Raw genomic sequence first — 16436 nt, forward strand, 5'->3', positions numbered from 1 at the left:
GGTGACCGAACGCACTCTCGAGCGGGCGACCGAAGAACGGACGGGCGGCGAGCGCTCACGGGGCAAGCAGATCGGTGAGCTGGCGGCGTGAGTTGATCTGGAGTTTCCGGAACACCTTGCGCAGGTGGTAGTCGACCGTGTTGGGGCTGATGAACATCGACGCGGCTATCTCGGTGTTCGTCGCACCGCGCGCTGCCAGCACTGCGACTTCCCGTTCCTGGCTGGTGAGAAGGTCTGGCGCTTTCGGTTCGCTGAGGACCTGTGCGCCCGCGGCGTGGATCTCACGGCGAGCGCGTTCGGCGAAGGTGACCGCCCCGCGTGCGGTGAACGTGTCGTACGCCAGCTGCAGCTGTTCGCGGGCGTCGTTCCTGCGCCGCACACGACGCAGCCATTCTCCGTAGAGCAGGCGGGCGCGGGCGCCGTCGCCGTCGTGGTCGCCGACGAGCGTGTCGATGGCGGAGAGGTAGTGCTGCTCAGCGCTCTGATCGTCGGCGAGCAGGGCGCGCGATCGGTCTCGCAGCCCGCGCGCGACGACGGAGCCGCTCGCATCGGCGTAGGACTCCAGCTTCGCGAGCGCCCAGTGGGCCGATGAACGGTTTCCGCTTCGGGCGGCAGCCTCGATGTACTCGGGGATGTGGTGAAAGCTCGCTTGAAGGAACGGGTGGCGCACGAGCGGCGAAAGGCGCTCGAACGCCGCCTCGTACGCTCCGGCGGCGATCTCGTTGATCGCGATCGCACCGGTGGCCATGCGGGAGATGCCTCCCCACCCCGCTTCGTGAATCGCGTGGGTGATCTGCTCGACGACCGCCGGCGGTGTGCCCTGCCAGGCGAGCAGCCCCGCGTTCACCGCCTGCTCGTCGATCACCCCGAGCGCGCGTCGGAGCTCCGCAGATTGCTCGATGTATCCGGCTGCGGCCGTGGGGTTCATCCTGCTCATCTCGACTGCGCTGAGGATCCACAGACAAGCGTCGACGTCGCGCAGTGCGCCGGCGATCCGACCGACTCGCGCCGCGCGCAGGAGCATTTCGGACGCGGCCTGCCAGTCCCAGAGCGCGACGCACGGGATGGTCACATAGAAGGCGAGGCCGTTGAGCTCCTCGCCCATTCCGCCGAGCAGCGCGTCGAGCGCTTCCCGGAGCAGGGGCGCCGCGATCGGGTAGTCATCGAGGATGAACGCGCTCACCGCGCGGAGCAGTATCGCGGTGATGTCTTCGCCGTCGGAAGCGGCCCTCATCCGGAGTCCGAGATCTCGAATGTCGGCGCCGACGGCCTGCTCCTCCGTGACGGTGGCCGAGTTGAGGGCGAGCAGCAGCGTCTGGCGGGACAGGTCAGGCGCCAGCTCGCTCACGAGATCGGCCGCGGCGATCAGCTTCCCGAGGCCGCCCCGAAGACCCTCCGGGTCGGACAGGAACAATCCCGACATCGCCTCGACGATGAGCTTGCGGCCTCTGCCGACGTCGTTGAGGGTGGCTTCGTCGACTCGGTCGAGCAGCTGTACGGCAAGTCGCGCAGCGCCCGCGCTGAGGGCGGCCTCGGCGGCCGCCACGGATCGCTCGCTGCGATCGCCGATCGTGGTCGACAGCGAGGCGGCGCGGGCGAGCAGGTGCGCGCGCGAGAGCATGCCACCGCGCGCACCGGCGGTGTCGGCTGCCGCGGAGAGTTCCGCGGCGACGTCGTCGTCGGGCCTGTCGACTGCGGCCGCCGCGTGGTAGGCCGCGATCTCGGGCCGGCCGTGCGATCTGGCGTGGTCGCCGAGCGCGTGGTGCGCTCTCCTTCTGTCTGCGCCGGTGGCGTCGGCGTAGACGGCTGAGCGGATGAGCGGATGCCGGAAGCGGATTCTGTCGCGGGTACGCACGAAGTCGATGCGCTCGGCCTCTGCAGAGGCGTCGGCGGGGATGCCGAGCGCGTCGGCGGCGGCGCCGACCGCGCCGATATCACCGCTCGACTCGGCCGCGGCGATGAGAAGCCATTGCCTGCTGGCTTCGGGAAGCTCCCGCAGCCGGCGCGCGTAGATCTGCTCGAGTCGGCGACCGATCGGAATCGGCGAGTGGGAGATCGCGGTCGCGGTGAGCTCCTCCGCCGACCATTCCACGGCGAGCTCTCGCAGCGCGAGCGGATTCCCCGCCGTGTATGCGACGTAGTCGGCAGCCACGGTGTGATCGAGGACTCCTCTTGTCGCCCCGCGAATCAGTGCGGAGCCGGATTCCGGGTCCAAGCCGCCCAACTCGAGACGAGGTACGCCGGCCAGGGCGCCGTCGACCGCGTCGTCCATGCGGGCGGCGATCACGATGCCGGCGCGCTCGGCGGTGAGCCTCCGCGCGACGAATCCGAGTGCGAGCAGCGACTCGGCGTCTGCGTGCTGTGCGTCATCGATCACGCAGACGGTCGGCTGGTCGGTTCCCGCCCGTGCGAGCAGGCTGAGGAACCCCAGCCCCACGAGCGCCGGCTGGGGCGGCAGCCCCTGTTCGACCCCCGCTGCGATCCGCAACGCGGTCTGCTGCGCCGGCGGGAGCTCATCGACGTATTCGATGAGCGGCAGGCCGAGCCGTTGGAGGGCGCCGTACGCGATCGCGGATTCCACCTCGACACCCTGTGTGCGCAGGACCCGGAGTCCGTGCTGCTCGCTCAGGGCGGCTTCCACGAGTGTGGTCTTGCCGATTCCCGGGTCACCGGTGATGAGCAGTGCGCCGCCCGCCTGGTTCCTCGCGCCCGCGAACAGCACGCGGAGCCGTTCGGTCTCCGCGTACCGCCCGAGCAGCGCCAGATCGTTGTCGATGAGTGCACATTATCGAGGAGTCGGCAACCTATGGAAGTGCGAATCTGCCGGACCGCGTGGCGTGGGCGGCGCATCGGTGCCGTGGCGGACTACGTGGTTCACGTGGTGCGCGCCACCCGCCGGGCCCGCGACGATGTCGCCAACCGATGAAGGAGGCGCCATGCCGTTCGTGACCACAGACGATGGAACCGAGATCTTCTACAAGGACTGGGGAGGCGACGGAGCTCCCGTGCTGCTCAGCCACGGCTGGCCTCTGAACTCCGACGCCTGGGAGTCGGCGGCCCTGTTCCTCGCCGAGCACGGGCACCGCGCGATCGCGCACGACCGGCGCGGGCACGGCAAGTCCACCCAGACCTGGAGCGGCAACGACATGGACACGTATGCCGACGACCTCGCGTGCCTCATCAACCACCTCGACCTGGAGAGCGTGACCCTTGTCGGCCACTCGACAGGCGGCGGCGAGGTGCTCCACTACGTCGCGCGCCACGGCTCGGCGCGCGTCGCGAAGCTCATCCTCGTGTCGGCGGTTCCACCGCTGATGCTCCGGACAGACGACAATCCGCACGCACTTCCCATCGACGTGTTCGACGGGATCCGCGCGGGCGAAGCGCACAACCGATCGCAGCTGTACCGGGATCTCGCCGACGGTCCGTTCTTCGGGAACAACCGTGCCGGCGACGTGCCGCAGGGAACCCGGGACGCGTTCTGGCTGCAGGGTCTGGCATCCGGCACCCGCAACGCCTACGAGTGCATCGCCGCGTTCTCCGCCACCGACTTCCGGCCAGACCTCGCCAAGGTCGATGTCCCGACCCTCGTGATCCATGGCGACGACGACCAGATCGTCCCGTTCGAGCTCAGCGGCAAGCTCTCCGCCGAGGGCATCGCCGATGCCGAACTCCTCGTCTACGAGGGACGCCCGCACGGGCTCCCCGACACCGACCGGGAACGCCTCCATGCCGACATCCTCGCGTTCGTCGAGCGCTGACAACACGAAACGGAGACCCAGACCATGAGCGAAGACCGCCGCGACACCGCACCTCCGCCGATCGTCCTGGTGCATGGCCTATGGATGACGCCCTCGAGCTGGGACACGTGGGCGGAGCGCTTCCGTGCACGAGGTCACGAAGTACTCGCGCCGGGGTGGCCCGGAATCGACGACCGCACTCCCGCCGACGTCCGCCGTGATCCGAGTGCGCTGGAGAACCTCTCCATCACCGAGATCGTCGATTCCTACGACCGCATCATCCGGGCGCTGCCTGAAGCGCCGATCATCATGGGCCACTCGTTCGGCGGGATCTTCACCCAGATGCTTCTCGACCGCGGTCTGGGCGTCGCCGGGGTGGGTGTCGAGCCCGGACAGCCGGCCGGTGTCCTCTCCCTGCCGTTCTCGACGCTTCGCACGGGGCTCCCGATCCTCTCGAACCCGTTTCGGAAGGGCAAGGCGAACGCCATCAGCAAGAGCCACTTTCACTACACCTTCGGAAACGACCTCCCCCGTGCAGCATCCGACATCGAATGGGACAAGAGCGCCGTGAACTCCGTGAACCGGGTGTTCTTCGAGGGCGTGCTGTCGCTGCCGAGGCCGAAGTCCGGAATCACACGCATCGACTTCCGCAAGCCCGACCGGGCGCCGCTGCTGTTGATCTCCGGGGGGATCGATCATGTCGCACCGCCGGCGATCCAGAAGGCCCTCCTCCAGCGATACGCGGCCGGACCTTCGATCGTGGAGCGGATCGAGTTCCCGGGCCGGTCCCACCGCATCGTCAGTCAGGACGGCTGGGAGGAGGTCGCCGACTACGCGCTCGATTGGGCTGTCAGTCACGCGCGGCAAACGCGGTCCGCCGCCGCCGGGTGATCCGAACGCACACAGAACCCTGCACCACCGCACACCGAAAGGAAACATCATGATCAATCGAAAGGGCAGAGGCCTGCTGGGCCTCGCCGCCGCCGCTATCGTTTCGTTCGCCGTGGTCACGGGAATCGCCACCCCCGCCACTGCAGGTCCCAGCGCAACCACTGGGTCCGGCACGCCCAAGCCCACGATCGTCCTCGTGCACGGCGCGTTCGCCGACTCCAGCGGATGGAACCTCGTAGCCCCCGCCCTCCAAGCCGGCGGCTACCCGGTCATCGCCTTCTCCAACCCCTTGCGCGGCATCCAGTTCGACAGCGACTACCTGCGCGACTTCCTCACCACGATCGAAGGACCCGTCGTGCTCGTCGGACACTCCTACGGCGGTGCACTCATCACGAACGCCGCCACGGGCAACCCCAACGTGAAGTCGCTCGTCTACATCGCGGCCTACGCCCTGGCCGAAGGCGAATCCGTCGCTGCGGCGAACGGGCTCGGCGGCGGACACTCCGAGGTCACCGAGCACCTCGTCATCCGTCCGTTCCCCGGTGCATCCGAGAACGACGCCGACGCCTACATCGACCCGGCAGTGTTCCCGGAGCTGTTCGCTCAGGACGTCCCCAAGCCGTTGGCGAAGACGATGGCCGCCTCGCAGCGCCCCGGTTCCTTCGCCTCGCTCGTCACGCCCTCGGGGCCGCCGGCGTGGGAGAGCATTCCGAGCTGGTACATGGTCGCCAAGCAGGACCGCATCATCCCGCCAGAGGCCGAACGCGCGATGGCAGAACGCGCAGGCGCGACCACGGTCGAGGTGAACACCTCGCACGTGCCGATGATCAGCAAGCCCCTCTCGGTGATCGCCCTGATCAAGCAGGCCGCCAAGTAGCAGCCGACAGATCGCCGGCTCCGCGGGTCGAACCCGCGGAGCCGGCGATCTGTGCCCGGCGCACACGTTGCGGACCACGTCGGCGCACCGGTCGACGCATCTCCAAGGTCAAGGTCTGCACGAGAAGTCGAGGGCCCCGCGCACCCGTAGAACATTCGTGCGCCGTCGCGTAGGTTCGAGGCAGCGTGAGGCGGCTCGACCGGATGGAGTGATCAACGATGACCAACCACACCTATCGCGTGACAGAGATCGTCGGGACCTCGCCGGACGGAACGGACGCAGCCATCCGCAACGGGATAGAGCGAGCGTCACAGACGCTTCGCCACATCGATTGGTTCGAGGTGGTGTCGACGCGGGGACATCTCGAGGACGGCGCCATCCATCACTTCCAAGTGACGCTCAAAGTCGGCTTCCGCCTCGAAGACGCCGACGGTTAGGGCCGGGTCGCCCGCGCCAACGATCCGGGCGATGAACTGCACATCGGCCGCACAGCCGAAGCTCGCCCGCGACGCCCGTCTACGCGCACTGCACGGATACGGATCCCTTGGGGACACGGGGGAAATCTGGCGGAGGATAGGGTGTCTGGTTTCAGGACATCGTTGACGCCTGTTCGCGTGGATCGGGCTCGTGATCGTTGACACGTGAGTCGGGACATCGTTGACACCACCGACGTCGTGATCGTTGACGGGTGAGTCGCGTCATCGTTGACGCCCCGGCGTCGGGACGATGCGGTGGTGAAGCCGAAGAATCTTGTCATCGTCCGTGCTGTCCGCGACCAGGGCCTGACGCACGCGGAAGCCGCCGCCCGATACGGAGTCACCCGGCAATGGGTGCACGTCCTCGTCCGCCGCTACGACGCGGACGGCCCCGACGGTGTCACACCCCGGTCGCGGGCGCCGAAGACCCGCCCCGGCGCGACACCCGACGCGGTGGTCACCCGCGTCATCGAGCTGCGACACGAGCTGGTCAGATCGGGCGCGGACGCGGGACCGGCGACGATCGCATGGCACCTCGAACAAGAGGGCCACCACGGGCCGTCAACCGCGACGATCCGCCGCATCCTGCACACCGCGGGCCTCATCACCCCCGCACCCGAGAAACGCCCCCGCTCCTCATACATCCGGTTCGAAGCAGATCTGCCCAACGAGTGCTGGCAGGCCGACATCACCCACTGGCACCTGTCCACCGGTATCCGGGTCGAGATCCTCGACTTCCTCGACGACCATGCCCGCTACCTCCTCACCATCCACGCCGCAGCCGCGTTCACCGGCCCGATGGTCGTCACCGCGATGACCGACCTGATCAGCCGATACGGCCCGCCCGCGTCAACACTGACCGATAACGGACTGGTATTCACCACCCGCCTCGCCCGCCACAAAGGCGCCCGCGGCGGGTTCGAGAAACTGATCGCCGCGCACCACATCACCCAGAAGAACGGCCGCCCCGGACACCCGCAGACCCAGGGGAAGATCGAACGCTTCCACCAGACCCTGAAACGCTGGCTCGCCGCCCGCCCGCTACCCGACACCATCGAGCATCTGCAGACCCTGCTGGACGAGTTCCGCACCTGGTACAACACCGCCCGCCCACACCGCTCTCTCAACCGCCGCACCCCGGAGCAGGCCTACAGGCCCTCCCGAAAGCAACCCCGAACGGCAAGCCCACCTCCGAGTGGCGGACCCGCACCGACAAAGTCGACCAGCACGGAAAGCTCACCGTCCGATACGCCGGCACACTCCGCCACCTCGGCGTCGGGAAAGCCCACGCCGGCACACCCGTGCTCATGCTCATCAAAGACCGCGAAGTCTCCGTCAGCGACATGAACACCGGCGAGATCATCGCCGAACACACCATCGACCCGACCCGGAACTACCAGCCCCGAAAGCAATGAGAACGCCCGTCAACGATGACCCGACTCACCAGCACGCCGTCACCGTCAACACCACGAACCCAACAAAAAAGCCCTGAGTCGCAACATCGTGTAAACGATGTCGCGACTCAGGACATCTGGCGGAGGATAGGGGATTCGAACCCCTGAGGGCTTGCACCCAACACGCTTTCCAAGCGTGCGCCATAGGCCACTAGGCGAATCCTCCAGGGCCACATGGGCCGCGGGACAGTCTACCTGAGCCGAGCCGTGTCCCCGAACCGAGCACGCTCGCGCAACAATTCGCGGAAATCGGGAATGAACCCCGGGAGCCCGGCGGTTGTCATTCCGCGTCACATCGAGGCGTCGGGTTCACCATTCGGCTTAGCCTCGACCGGGTCGCCTCATCACGGTGATCACGCTCCGCCCGGCCCCGCGCCGAGACCCCAGAAAGAACCATGAGCTCCACCGCACTCCCGCAGCGTGCCGGCACCAAGAAGCCGCGCCGCTGGTACACCTCGTTCGGCTTCCAGATCACCGCGGCTCTCGTCGTCGGGGTCCTTCTCGGCCTCTTCGCCCGCAGCCTTGGGGCCAACGAAGACGGCACCCCCAACGGCCTCGCCGCGACGCTCGACACGATCGGCAGCTCCTACGTCACCCTGCTGAAGGTCGCGGTCGTCCCGCTCATCTTCACCGCGATCGTCGCGAGCATCGCGCAGCTGAGCCGGGTCACCAACGCCGCGCGCCTCGCGGGCCAGACGCTGCTCTGGTTCGGCATCACCGCCCTCATCGCGGTGACGATCGGCATCGTGCTCGGCGTCGTGATCCAGCCTGGCGCGCGCGTGGATCAGGCCGCCCTCACCCCGGGCGACCCGTACACGGTCGGCACGTGGTGGAACTTCCTCATCGGCCTCGTGCCGCAGAACTTCCTCGGCCTGACGGTGTCGACCTCGATCAACCCGGAGACCGGGGCCGCGGCATCCACCGTCGGCTTCAACGTGCTGCAGGTCATCGTCATCGCGGTGGCGGTGGGCATCGCGACCCTCAAGCTCGGCCGTCGCGCCGAGCCGTTCGTGAGCTTCACCGAATCGTCCCTGAAGGTGATCCAGCGCGTGCTGTGGTGGATCATCCGCATCGCGCCCATCGGCACGCTCGGCCTCATCGGCGCCGCCGTCGTCAAGTACGGCTGGGAGAAGCTCACCACCCTCGCGTGGTTTGCGATCGCCGTCTACATCGGCCTCGCGCTCGTGCTGTTCGTCGTGTACCCGATCCTCGTGCGCGCGCACGGCCTGTCGATCCGCCAGTACTTCACGGGCGTGTGGCCGGCGGTGCAGCTCGCGTTCGTGAGCCGTTCGTCGATCGGCACGCTGCCCCTCACCGAGCGCGTCACCGAGCGCAACCTCGGCGTGCCGCGCGAGTACGCGTCGTTCGCCGTGCCGCTGGGCGCCACCACCAAGATGGACGGCTGCGCCGCCATCTACCCGGCGATCGCCGCGATCTTCGTCGCCCAGTTCTTCGGCATCGACCTCGACATCTGGCAGTACCTGCTCATCGCGCTCGTCTCGGTCGTCGGCTCCGCCGCCACCGCGGGAACCACCGGTGCGACCGTCATGCTCACGCTCACGCTGTCGACCCTGGGCCTGCCGCTCGCGGGCGTCGGCCTGCTCCTGGCGATCGACCCGATCCTCGACATGGGCCGCACCGCGGTCAACGTCGCAGGTCAGGCGCTCGTGCCGACGATCGTCGCCAAGCGCGAGGGCATCCTCGACGAGACGCTGTACAACGCCGAGCGCGGCGACGTGCCCTTCGCCGATGACAGCGACGACAGCGATGACAGCGACGACAGCGACGCGGTCGTCGACGCTGCTCCCGCCGACGAGGCTGCTCCCGCCGACGAGGCCGCGGTGGCGGAGGACGCGCCGGCGCTGGCATCCACCGGCTCGCGCGACTGATCTCGCAGGGCCATCCCTCCCGCTGAGAGTGCATCTGGGGGACGAGCGGCGGATCCACCGTCGCGAACTCGTCCCCTGGATGCACTCTCGCGGTTCCGGCCGGCGCGCCGGCCGGCGGGGTGCCGTGCGCGCCGCGGCCGGCGCCGCGCTCAGGGGCGCGACACGTGCACCGGGTGCTCGCCGGCGTGGGCGGTGGCGGCGTACACGCTGCCCGGCCGGATGATCAGCGACCGCGGCACGGTGAGCGCGAGCAGCCGGCGTGCGCGGCTCTCGCCGGCCATCACGGCCGCGGCGACCTGCTCGGCGGCCTTCGCGACCGCGTCGCCCTGCCAGAACTGCGACCCCCACGGGGCGTAGCTCGCGCGCTCGACCGACTCGACCAGCAGGGAGACGGCCTCGGCGGGGGCGCCGTACTCTCCGACGAGTCGTGATCCGAAGGCGCGCGGGCTGTCGCTGGCGGGCACGGGGATCCCGAGGTCGACGGCGGCGTCCTGCACCAGGGTCCACGCGGCCATCACATCGCCCTGCCGCGTCTGCTCGAGCTGACGGCGGCGGCGCAGTTCTCGCAGCAATGCGGGCAGCGACAGCACCAGCAGCACGGCGAGGGCGGCGCCGATCGCCGGCCACGCGGTGGTCGTCTCGTCGGTGCCCGAGCCCAGCCCCTGGGCCTGCTGCTCCTCGAGCTGCTCGGGGGAGAGCGTGGCGGTGGAGGTCGGCCCGGTGGTCGGCCCGGCGGTCGGGGAGTTGGGGTCCTGCTGTCCTCCCGGCCCCGTCTGGGCGGAGCTGAAGGCCGTGGGGGTGCCGAGGCTGTTGGTCGGCTCGAAGCCGATCCAGCCGATGCCGTCGAAGTACACCTCGGGCCACGCGTGCGAGCGCGACGTCGACACGGAGTAGACGGTCTGCGCATCGACGGTGGTCGCCGTGGCGACACCCGGCAGGTACCCGACGACGATGCGGCTGGGCATCTCGAGGGTGCGCGCCATCAGGGCGAAGGCCGCCGCGAAGTGGATGCAGTACCCCTCCCGCACGTCGAGGAACTGGGCGATCGCCTCGGCGCCGCTGCCGTCGAAGCCATCGTCGACGGGCGCTTCGAGCGAGTACTCGAACTGGTTCGACCGGAACCAGCGCTGCAGGGCGATCGCCCGGTCGTAGTCGGTCGTGGCCTCGGCCGTCACCGTGGCGGCGAGCTCGGCGATCACCGGAGGCAGGTCGCCCGGCAGCTGGGTGCTGTCGTTGAGCGGGTCCGACAGCGCGGCATCGCTCTGGCGGATCTGCTCCAGCGACGGTCGCGGCACCTGGGTCATGACCTCGTACGTCTGCCCTTGCGTGCCGCCCCCCTGTGAGAGCACCGTGCGGTTGTAGGGCGCGGCCGCCCACTGTCCGTCCAGTCCCTCCACGCCGACCGCCGGGTAGGTGACCGGCAGGTACTCGGAGACGAGGTTCGTGATCTGCACCGACGTCGTGTAGTCGACGAAGGGGATGTCGTCGTCGACGCCGACGCGGGCGATGTCGGCGAGGCCGTCCAGCTGCACCGTGCGCGGCTCGTCGGGGCGCCAGATCTCGCCGTCGAAGGCCGACAGTGTCGCCGCGCGCAGGTACTGGGGCACCGGGGCGCTGGATCGCACGAGCATGATCTCCACCTCGCGCGGACGCCGCAGGTCGCTGCCGAGCTGCAGCGTGGCATCCAGGCCGATGCCGGTGCCGAACTCGCTGGACCCCGCGCGGATCACCGGCTGCGGCAGCGCGGGCGTGAGCGCGAGGGCGACGACGACGCCGACGGCGCCGATGCCGAGCGCGGTGGCGGCCACGCCCGACGGGCGCGGAGCGGGCTCGTCGCGCTCGACCTCCGTCTCGGCGTCCGTCTCGCGGGAGGCCGTCTCGGCGCGCACGAGGAAGAGGATGGATGCCGCCAGCAGCACGAACGCGGGCACGTCGGGCTCCAGCGGCACCGCGATCGCCGGGATCAGCGACACGGCCACCAGGGCGACGGCGGCGAGCATCGGCATGCGCGCGGTGATCACGACGTGGTCGATGATGATCGTCAGGATGCCGACGGCCCCCACGATCATCAGCCCGAGATCGGCTCCCGCCTCCAGCGGCGCGACGCCGGTGACGATGTCGTTCATCGCGCTCTCGATCATCCCCGGCACCGCGCGCACGGTGTCGGGAGTCGGGAGGATGCCGAGCAGCGCGGTCTCGCGCAGGAAGACGATCGTGACGAAGACGACCCAGACCGCGGTCTCCAGCAGCGACACCGCCACGGCGGGAAGGCGGAAGGAGCGCGCGATGTAGCCGGTCACGAGGATCGCCGCCACCAGCACGACCGCGCCCAGCAGCCACACCCCCGGCTCGATGACACGCACGAGGGGAAGAAGCGTGGAGGCCATCGCCGCGAACACGCCGATCGCGAGCATCAGCTGACCGCTCCGGCGTGCCCCGCGTGCCGGACGGCCGGAGCGGGCGCCGGCGCCGCGCGCGAGGCGGCCGGGCCCGGGCGCGGCGTCGCCGGCGCGCACGCGGATCGTGCCGGTGTCAGCGGACGACATGGCTCACCCCCCGATCCACCGTGTCGGCCCACACGATCGCGAGGTCGGCATCCGGATCCAGCCTCCCCGCGCGCCATCCGTGCGCCGCGGCGCGCTCGAGCGCATCGCTGGTGGGGGAGACCGCCAGCAGCAGCGGAAAGGTCGTGTGATGGGCGAGCGGAGCGAGCAGATCGGCGTCGGCGGCGTCGAAGCGGCCGAGGATCACGACGACGGGACCGGTGATGGTGCCCGCGAACACGTGCGGCAGCCGCGCGAGCGTGTCGTCGCGGCGGGTCGTCACGGTCGCGCACGCGGTGACGAACGCCTCGACCTCGGCGATGTCGCTGCCCTCGATCGGATCGGCCATGAGGGTGCCGTCGCTGTCGGCCACCTCGACCGAGTAGCCGTCGCGCACGAGGCGGGCCACCACCGACACGCACGCCGCCACGCCGGCCTCGAAACCCGGGTCGACGCCCGGGGCGTGCAGCGCCTCGGGAGACCAGCGCAGGGCGCCCCGGTCGAGCACGACCGTCGCCTCGGGAGTCGACTCCTGCTCCTCCTGGCGCACCATCAGCTCGTCGCGGTGCGCGGTCGCCCGCCAGTGGATGCGCCGCATCGAGTCTCCGGGCACGTAGGCGCGCGGGGTGAGGTTGTCGCTGCCCTGGCCGAGTTGCTCGTTGGTCACGTGCAGCATGCCGCCGGTCTCCCCGGCGAGGTCGGACACCGGCGACAGCTCGACCACCGCGGGGGCGACGGTCACCCGCGTGCGCTGCGGGAAGACGGTCGTGCGCTTGACCAGTCCGAACGGATCGATCGTCGAGACCGAGAGCGGACCGACCGAGTGGATGCCGCGGCGCTGCCCCGTCACGGTGTATTCGAGTTCGACCGTGCGATCGGCACCCCGGAACCCGGAGCCGAGCGCCGGGAAGACGCCGCGGGCGACCCCGTCCAGCCCGTGCGGGAGCGCGTCGCGCCACGTGCCCGAGGCGGTCGGCAGCGCGCTGCGCGCGCCGACCTGCACGATCACGCGGGATTCGCGGCCGACGCTGACGGTGTCGGGGGAGAGCGATCGCTCGACGCTCTCGGTGCGCTGGGCGAAGTAGAGGGTCGCGAAGCTCGTGGCGACCACGGCCAGCAGCAGGATGCCGAAGTAGACCAGCTCGACCAGGCCGAGCTCGCCGGCGCCGATGAAGCAGCCGACGGCCAGCACGAGCGCACCGGTGCCCCGGGGGGTGAACGGCCACAGGCGTCGCATATCGGGCTCCGGCTCAGGGACGCGAGGCGATCGGCACCCGCACGCCGCCGGCGATCCGCTGCAGGATGCCGGCGACCGCATCCGCACCGCTGCGCGCGCGTGCGCCGCCTGCGGTGCGCGTCGGGATCAGCCGGTGCGCGAACACCGGGGACAGCAGCGCGGTGATGTCGTCCGGGATCACGTACCCGCGTCCGTCGAGAGCCGCCCACACCTTCGCCGCCCGGATGAGCTGGAGCGTCGCCCGCGGGCTCGCCCCCAAACGCAGGTCGGCATGCGTGCGGGTCGCGTGCGCGAGAGCGACCGCGTACTCCTCGATCGCCGGGGCGACGTGCACGGCGCGCGCCCACGCGATCAGCGCCGTCACCTGCGCGCCGGAGACGACGGGGGTGATCTGGTCGAGCGGGTTGGAGGTCTCGCGCTGGCGCAGCATGAGCGCCTCGGCCGCGGCATCCGGGTATCCCATCGACAGTCGCATCATGAAACGGTCGCGCTGGGCCTCGGGGAGGGCGTACGTGCCCTCCATCTCGAGCGGGTTCTGCGTCGCGACCACGAGGAACGGCGCCGGCAGCTCATGGGTGCGTCCGTCGACGGTGACCTGCTGCTCCTCCATCGCCTCCAGCAGCGCCGACTGGGTCTTGGGGGAGGAGCGGTTGATCTCGTCGGCGATGACGATGTTGGCGAAGATCGCGCCGCGCTTGAACTCGAACTCCCGCTCGACCGGGTTGAACACCGAGACGCCGGTGACATCGCCCGGGAGCAGGTCGGGGGTGAATTGGATGCGACGCACCGTGGCATCCACGGAGGCCGCGAGCGCTCGCGCGAGCATCGTCTTCCCGACGCCAGGGACGTCTTCGATCAGCAGATGCCCCTCGGCGAGGAGGCACACCAGCGCCGAGCGGACCGCGCCCGGCTTGCCATCGATCACGCGGGAGACCGAGGCCAGGATCCCGTCGGTGAGCCGGGTGAAATCCTCCCCGCTCAGCGGCGCGGCATCGGTGTCGGGCGCGCCCGGCACGGCATCGGTCATCGCGGTGTCCGTCATGCGACCTCCTCAGGCTGCCGTCGGGGGCGGGGAGCCTTCGTCCAGCGGTGCGGGCGCCGTCGCCCACGCGTTCGACACTACCAACGGCGCGGCGGACGCGGGCCTGGGATTCCGCCGGGATTCCGCGGGAGTGCGGCATCATGGGCCCATGAGCGAGCAGACGAAGAGGTCGCGCGCGTTGATCATCGGCATTCTGGTCGCCATCGTGGCCGTCGTCGTGGTCGCGATCGTCGCGGTCTTCGCCGGGGGCGACCCGGCGCAGCGCGACCCCGCGACGCCGGAGGGCGTCGTGCAGAGATACGCCCAGGCGGTGATCGACGGCGACATCGACGGCGCGCGATCGTATCTCGTCGAGGACGCCGCCGATCCGTGCGACCGTGTCGAGCCGATCGACGGGGCGGTGCGGGTGACGCTCATCGACACGGTGGAGCGGGACGACTCGGCGCGCGTGTCGGTGCGCATCACGAGCGGCTTCGGCTCCGGCCCGCTGGGCACGAGCGAGTTCGAGTCCGACGGCGTGTTCGACCTCGACCGCTCGGGAGACGGCTGGCTGATCGCCACCACCCCGTGGGAGCTCACCGTCTGCGCGGGGACCGGGCCGTTCTGATGGCGGACACCCCACCTGCGGCGCCGCCGGCGTCGACGGCGTCACGCGGCCAGACGGCGCTGCGGCGCATCCTCGTCTTCGCGATCCTGTTCGCGCTCATCGTGATCGCCGCGGTGGGGGTGGGCGGGCTGCTCGCCCGCGCGCTCGGTCTCGCCCGCGTGCTGGCGACCTCCGACACCGATCTGGCGCGCTCGCTCGCCTTCGCGCTCGTCGGCGTGCCCCTGGCCGGCCTGCTGTGGTGGTGGCAGCGTCGTCGGCTGGCCCTCGACCCCGGCGAGCGGGCGTCGCTGGTGTGGGCGCTCTACCTCACGGCCATGACGCTCACCGCCCTCATCGGGGCCACCGTCGAGCTGGCCGACGCCGCGGCGGCCGGCATCGACGGGCGATGGGCGCCCGCCTCCGTCGCGTACGGCCTGGTCTGGTCCGGCGTCTGGGTCTGGCACACGTGGATGCGCCGCACGCCGGCGATCGCGCCGACCCGGCTGAGCACCCTGCCCACCCTGCTGGGCGGCGCCTACGGGGTGGTGCTGGGCGCCCTCGGCGCTGTCGGGGCGATCTCGACGATCGTCTCGGCGGCTCTGGTCGACCGGGGTGCGCTGCTGGTCGAGGATGCCGCGCCGATCGTGGGCCTGCTCCAGGCGCTGGTGTGGGCGGGGCTGGGCATCCTCGCCTGGTGGTGGCACTGGCACGTCGACGGCGGCCGCGTCGCGCGCGGCCCGTTCGCCTCGGTGATCCTCGTCGTGATCACCGGGGCCGCGGCGGCGGCGACGCTGTTCGCCGCCGGCACGATCCTGTGGGTCCTCCTGCGGCTGGTGGCCGATCCGGCCCCTCGCGCGGAGGTGCTCGCGCCGCTGGACACCGCCGTGGCCACGGCGCTGGTCGCGGGCCTCGTGTGGGCCTCCCACCACGCCGTCGTCGCCACGCGGCCGGAGCCCGTGTCCCGGGCCGCGCGACTGGTGCTGGCTGCCGTCGCGCTGGTGGGCGCGGCGAGCGGCTTCGGGGTGGTGGTGAACGCGCTGCTCGCGACGATCCCCGCGACCCTCGTCGCCGGCGACCCGCGGAGCCTCCTGCTGGGTGGGCTCAGCGCCCTGGTCGTCGGCTTCCCGGTGTGGTGGCTGGCGTGGCATCCCGAGCGCAGCGCGACCGTCGTCGAGGCGGCCGACACCGGGCGCCGGGTGTACCTCGTGGTGATCTTCGGGGTGAGCGCGGTCGTCGCGATCGTGACGCTGCTGCTGATCGGCTTCCGCGTCTTCGACTTCTTCCTCGGCGCGTCCGGAGCGCGCGGACTCGTCGAACGCGTGCGCGCGCCGCTGGGTCTGCTGAGCGCCACCGCCGCCGTCTTCGCGTACCACTTCGCCGTGTGGCGGCGCGATCGCGCACTCGTCCGCGCCGCCGCGCCCGCAGGGGCAGCCCCCGCGTCCGTGGTCGCGCAGGTGATCCTGGTGAGCGAGGGGGATGCCGCCGACGCGGCGGCTCGTCTGCGCGCGGCCCTCGGAGCGAAGGTCACGGTGTGGCAGGCGGCCGCCGGCCAGGGGCAGGTGGGCGAGGCCGACGTGGATGCACTCGTCGAACGGCTCCGGTCCGTCGCGACCGTGCGGGCGCTGGTGATCGCCGAGAGCGGGGCCGCCCCGCGCATCGTGCCTCTCAGCGGCTGATTCGGCGCTGCCGGGGGAGCGGGTT

At 70.6% G+C, this 16436-nt stretch carries 11 protein-coding genes, 1 tRNA gene and 1 pseudogene; 8 read left to right on the forward strand and 5 right to left on the reverse strand.

The annotated features are described in order from the left end of the window. Window positions 1–55: 55 nt before the first annotated feature. Window positions 56–2776 (reverse strand): helix-turn-helix transcriptional regulator, encoded by a 2721-nt coding sequence (locus tag HQM25_RS04670; RefSeq protein WP_367948307.1) that lies wholly within the window; start codon window positions 2774–2776, stop codon window positions 56–58. A gap of 160 nt (window positions 2777–2936) precedes the next feature. On the opposite strand from HQM25_RS04670, the gene HQM25_RS04675 reads away from it, so the two are divergent. The 5 genes and pseudogenes from HQM25_RS04675 (at window position 2937) to HQM25_RS04695 (ending at window position 7399) form a co-directional block, all read left to right on the forward strand. Next, window positions 2937–3761, forward strand: a complete 825-nt coding sequence (locus tag HQM25_RS04675; protein WP_172989189.1) for an alpha/beta fold hydrolase — start codon at window positions 2937–2939, stop codon at window positions 3759–3761. A 24-nt stretch (window positions 3762–3785) separates the two neighbouring features. Continuing rightward, window positions 3786–4631 carry an alpha/beta hydrolase gene (locus HQM25_RS04680; RefSeq protein ID WP_172989190.1) on the forward strand — a complete coding sequence of 282 codons (846 nt, stop codon included), beginning with the start codon at window positions 3786–3788 and terminating at the stop codon, window positions 4629–4631. Between the two features lie 49 nt (window positions 4632–4680). After that, the gene (locus HQM25_RS04685) at window positions 4681–5508 is read left to right on the forward strand and encodes an alpha/beta fold hydrolase (RefSeq protein ID WP_172989191.1); all 828 of its coding nucleotides are present in this window, start codon (window positions 4681–4683) and stop codon (window positions 5506–5508) included. A gap of 218 nt (window positions 5509–5726) precedes the next feature. Further along, window positions 5727–5945, forward strand: coding sequence for a dodecin (locus HQM25_RS04690; RefSeq protein WP_172989192.1), 219 nt, complete (start codon window positions 5727–5729; stop codon window positions 5943–5945). A 297-nt stretch (window positions 5946–6242) separates the two neighbouring features. Continuing rightward, a pseudogene (locus tag HQM25_RS04695) lies at window positions 6243–7399 on the forward strand (IS481 family transposase). Between the two features lie 117 nt (window positions 7400–7516). Here the strand turns inward: HQM25_RS04695 and HQM25_RS04700 are convergent. Continuing rightward, window positions 7517–7604 (reverse strand) — tRNA-Ser (locus HQM25_RS04700). 229 nt (window positions 7605–7833) lie between these two features. Between HQM25_RS04700 and HQM25_RS04705 the strand changes: the two genes are divergently transcribed. Continuing rightward, complete coding sequence (locus HQM25_RS04705; protein ID WP_172989193.1) at window positions 7834–9327, forward strand: dicarboxylate/amino acid:cation symporter; 1494 nt, start codon at window positions 7834–7836, stop codon at window positions 9325–9327. 149 nt (window positions 9328–9476) lie between these two features. On the opposite strand, the gene HQM25_RS04710 is transcribed toward HQM25_RS04705, so the two are convergent. From HQM25_RS04710 to HQM25_RS04720, 3 genes are read right to left on the reverse strand one after another with little or no spacing between them, the layout of a single operon-like run. Continuing rightward, window positions 9477–11873: a transglutaminaseTgpA domain-containing protein gene (locus HQM25_RS04710; protein ID WP_172989194.1), complete on the reverse strand. Its 2397-nt coding sequence runs from the start codon at window positions 11871–11873 to the stop codon at window positions 9477–9479. Then, a complete protein-coding gene (locus HQM25_RS04715; protein ID WP_172989195.1) occupies window positions 11860–13107 on the reverse strand; it encodes a DUF58 domain-containing protein in 1248 nt (415 codons plus the stop codon). The genes HQM25_RS04710 and HQM25_RS04715 overlap by 14 nt, the downstream gene beginning before the upstream one ends. A gap of 13 nt (window positions 13108–13120) precedes the next feature. Next, complete coding sequence (locus HQM25_RS04720; RefSeq protein WP_172989196.1) at window positions 13121–14149, reverse strand: AAA family ATPase; 1029 nt, start codon at window positions 14147–14149, stop codon at window positions 13121–13123. A 148-nt stretch (window positions 14150–14297) separates the two neighbouring features. Between HQM25_RS04720 and HQM25_RS04725 the strand changes: the two genes are divergently transcribed. Both HQM25_RS04725 and HQM25_RS04730 read left to right on the forward strand, forming a co-directional pair. Further along, on the forward strand, window positions 14298–14756 hold the full coding sequence (locus HQM25_RS04725) for a hypothetical protein (RefSeq protein WP_172989197.1): 459 nt from the start codon (window positions 14298–14300) through the stop codon (window positions 14754–14756). Then, window positions 14756–16411, forward strand: a complete 1656-nt coding sequence (locus HQM25_RS04730; protein WP_172989198.1) for a DUF5671 domain-containing protein — start codon at window positions 14756–14758, stop codon at window positions 16409–16411. The genes HQM25_RS04725 and HQM25_RS04730 overlap by 1 nt, the downstream gene beginning before the upstream one ends. The last annotated feature ends 25 nt before the right edge of the window (window positions 16412–16436 follow it).

This window comes from Microbacterium hominis, from assembly GCF_013282805.1.
GTDB lineage: Bacteria > Actinomycetota > Actinomycetes > Actinomycetales > Microbacteriaceae > Microbacterium > Microbacterium hominis_B.

Excerpts from the sequence above, each read along its gene's own strand:
- HQM25_RS04715 (WP_172989195.1), bottom strand. The coding sequence starts at position 13,107 with ATGCGACGCCTGTGGCCGTTCACCCCCCGGGGCACCGGTGCGCTCGTG.
- HQM25_RS04705 (WP_172989193.1), top strand. The coding sequence starts at position 7,834 with ATGAGCTCCACCGCACTCCCGCAGCGTGCCGGCACCAAGAAGCCGCGC.
- HQM25_RS04710 (WP_172989194.1), bottom strand. The coding sequence starts at position 11,873 with ATGTCGTCCGCTGACACCGGCACGATCCGCGTGCGCGCCGGCGACGCC.
- HQM25_RS04685 (WP_172989191.1), top strand. The coding sequence starts at position 4,681 with ATGATCAATCGAAAGGGCAGAGGCCTGCTGGGCCTCGCCGCCGCCGCT.
- HQM25_RS04730 (WP_172989198.1), top strand. The coding sequence starts at position 14,756 with ATGGCGGACACCCCACCTGCGGCGCCGCCGGCGTCGACGGCGTCACGC.
- HQM25_RS04690 (WP_172989192.1), top strand. The coding sequence starts at position 5,727 with ATGACCAACCACACCTATCGCGTGACAGAGATCGTCGGGACCTCGCCG.
- HQM25_RS04720 (WP_172989196.1), bottom strand. The coding sequence starts at position 14,149 with ATGACGGACACCGCGATGACCGATGCCGTGCCGGGCGCGCCCGACACC.
- HQM25_RS04725 (WP_172989197.1), top strand. The coding sequence starts at position 14,298 with ATGAGCGAGCAGACGAAGAGGTCGCGCGCGTTGATCATCGGCATTCTG.
- HQM25_RS04675 (WP_172989189.1), top strand. The coding sequence starts at position 2,937 with ATGCCGTTCGTGACCACAGACGATGGAACCGAGATCTTCTACAAGGAC.
- HQM25_RS04680 (WP_172989190.1), top strand. The coding sequence starts at position 3,786 with ATGAGCGAAGACCGCCGCGACACCGCACCTCCGCCGATCGTCCTGGTG.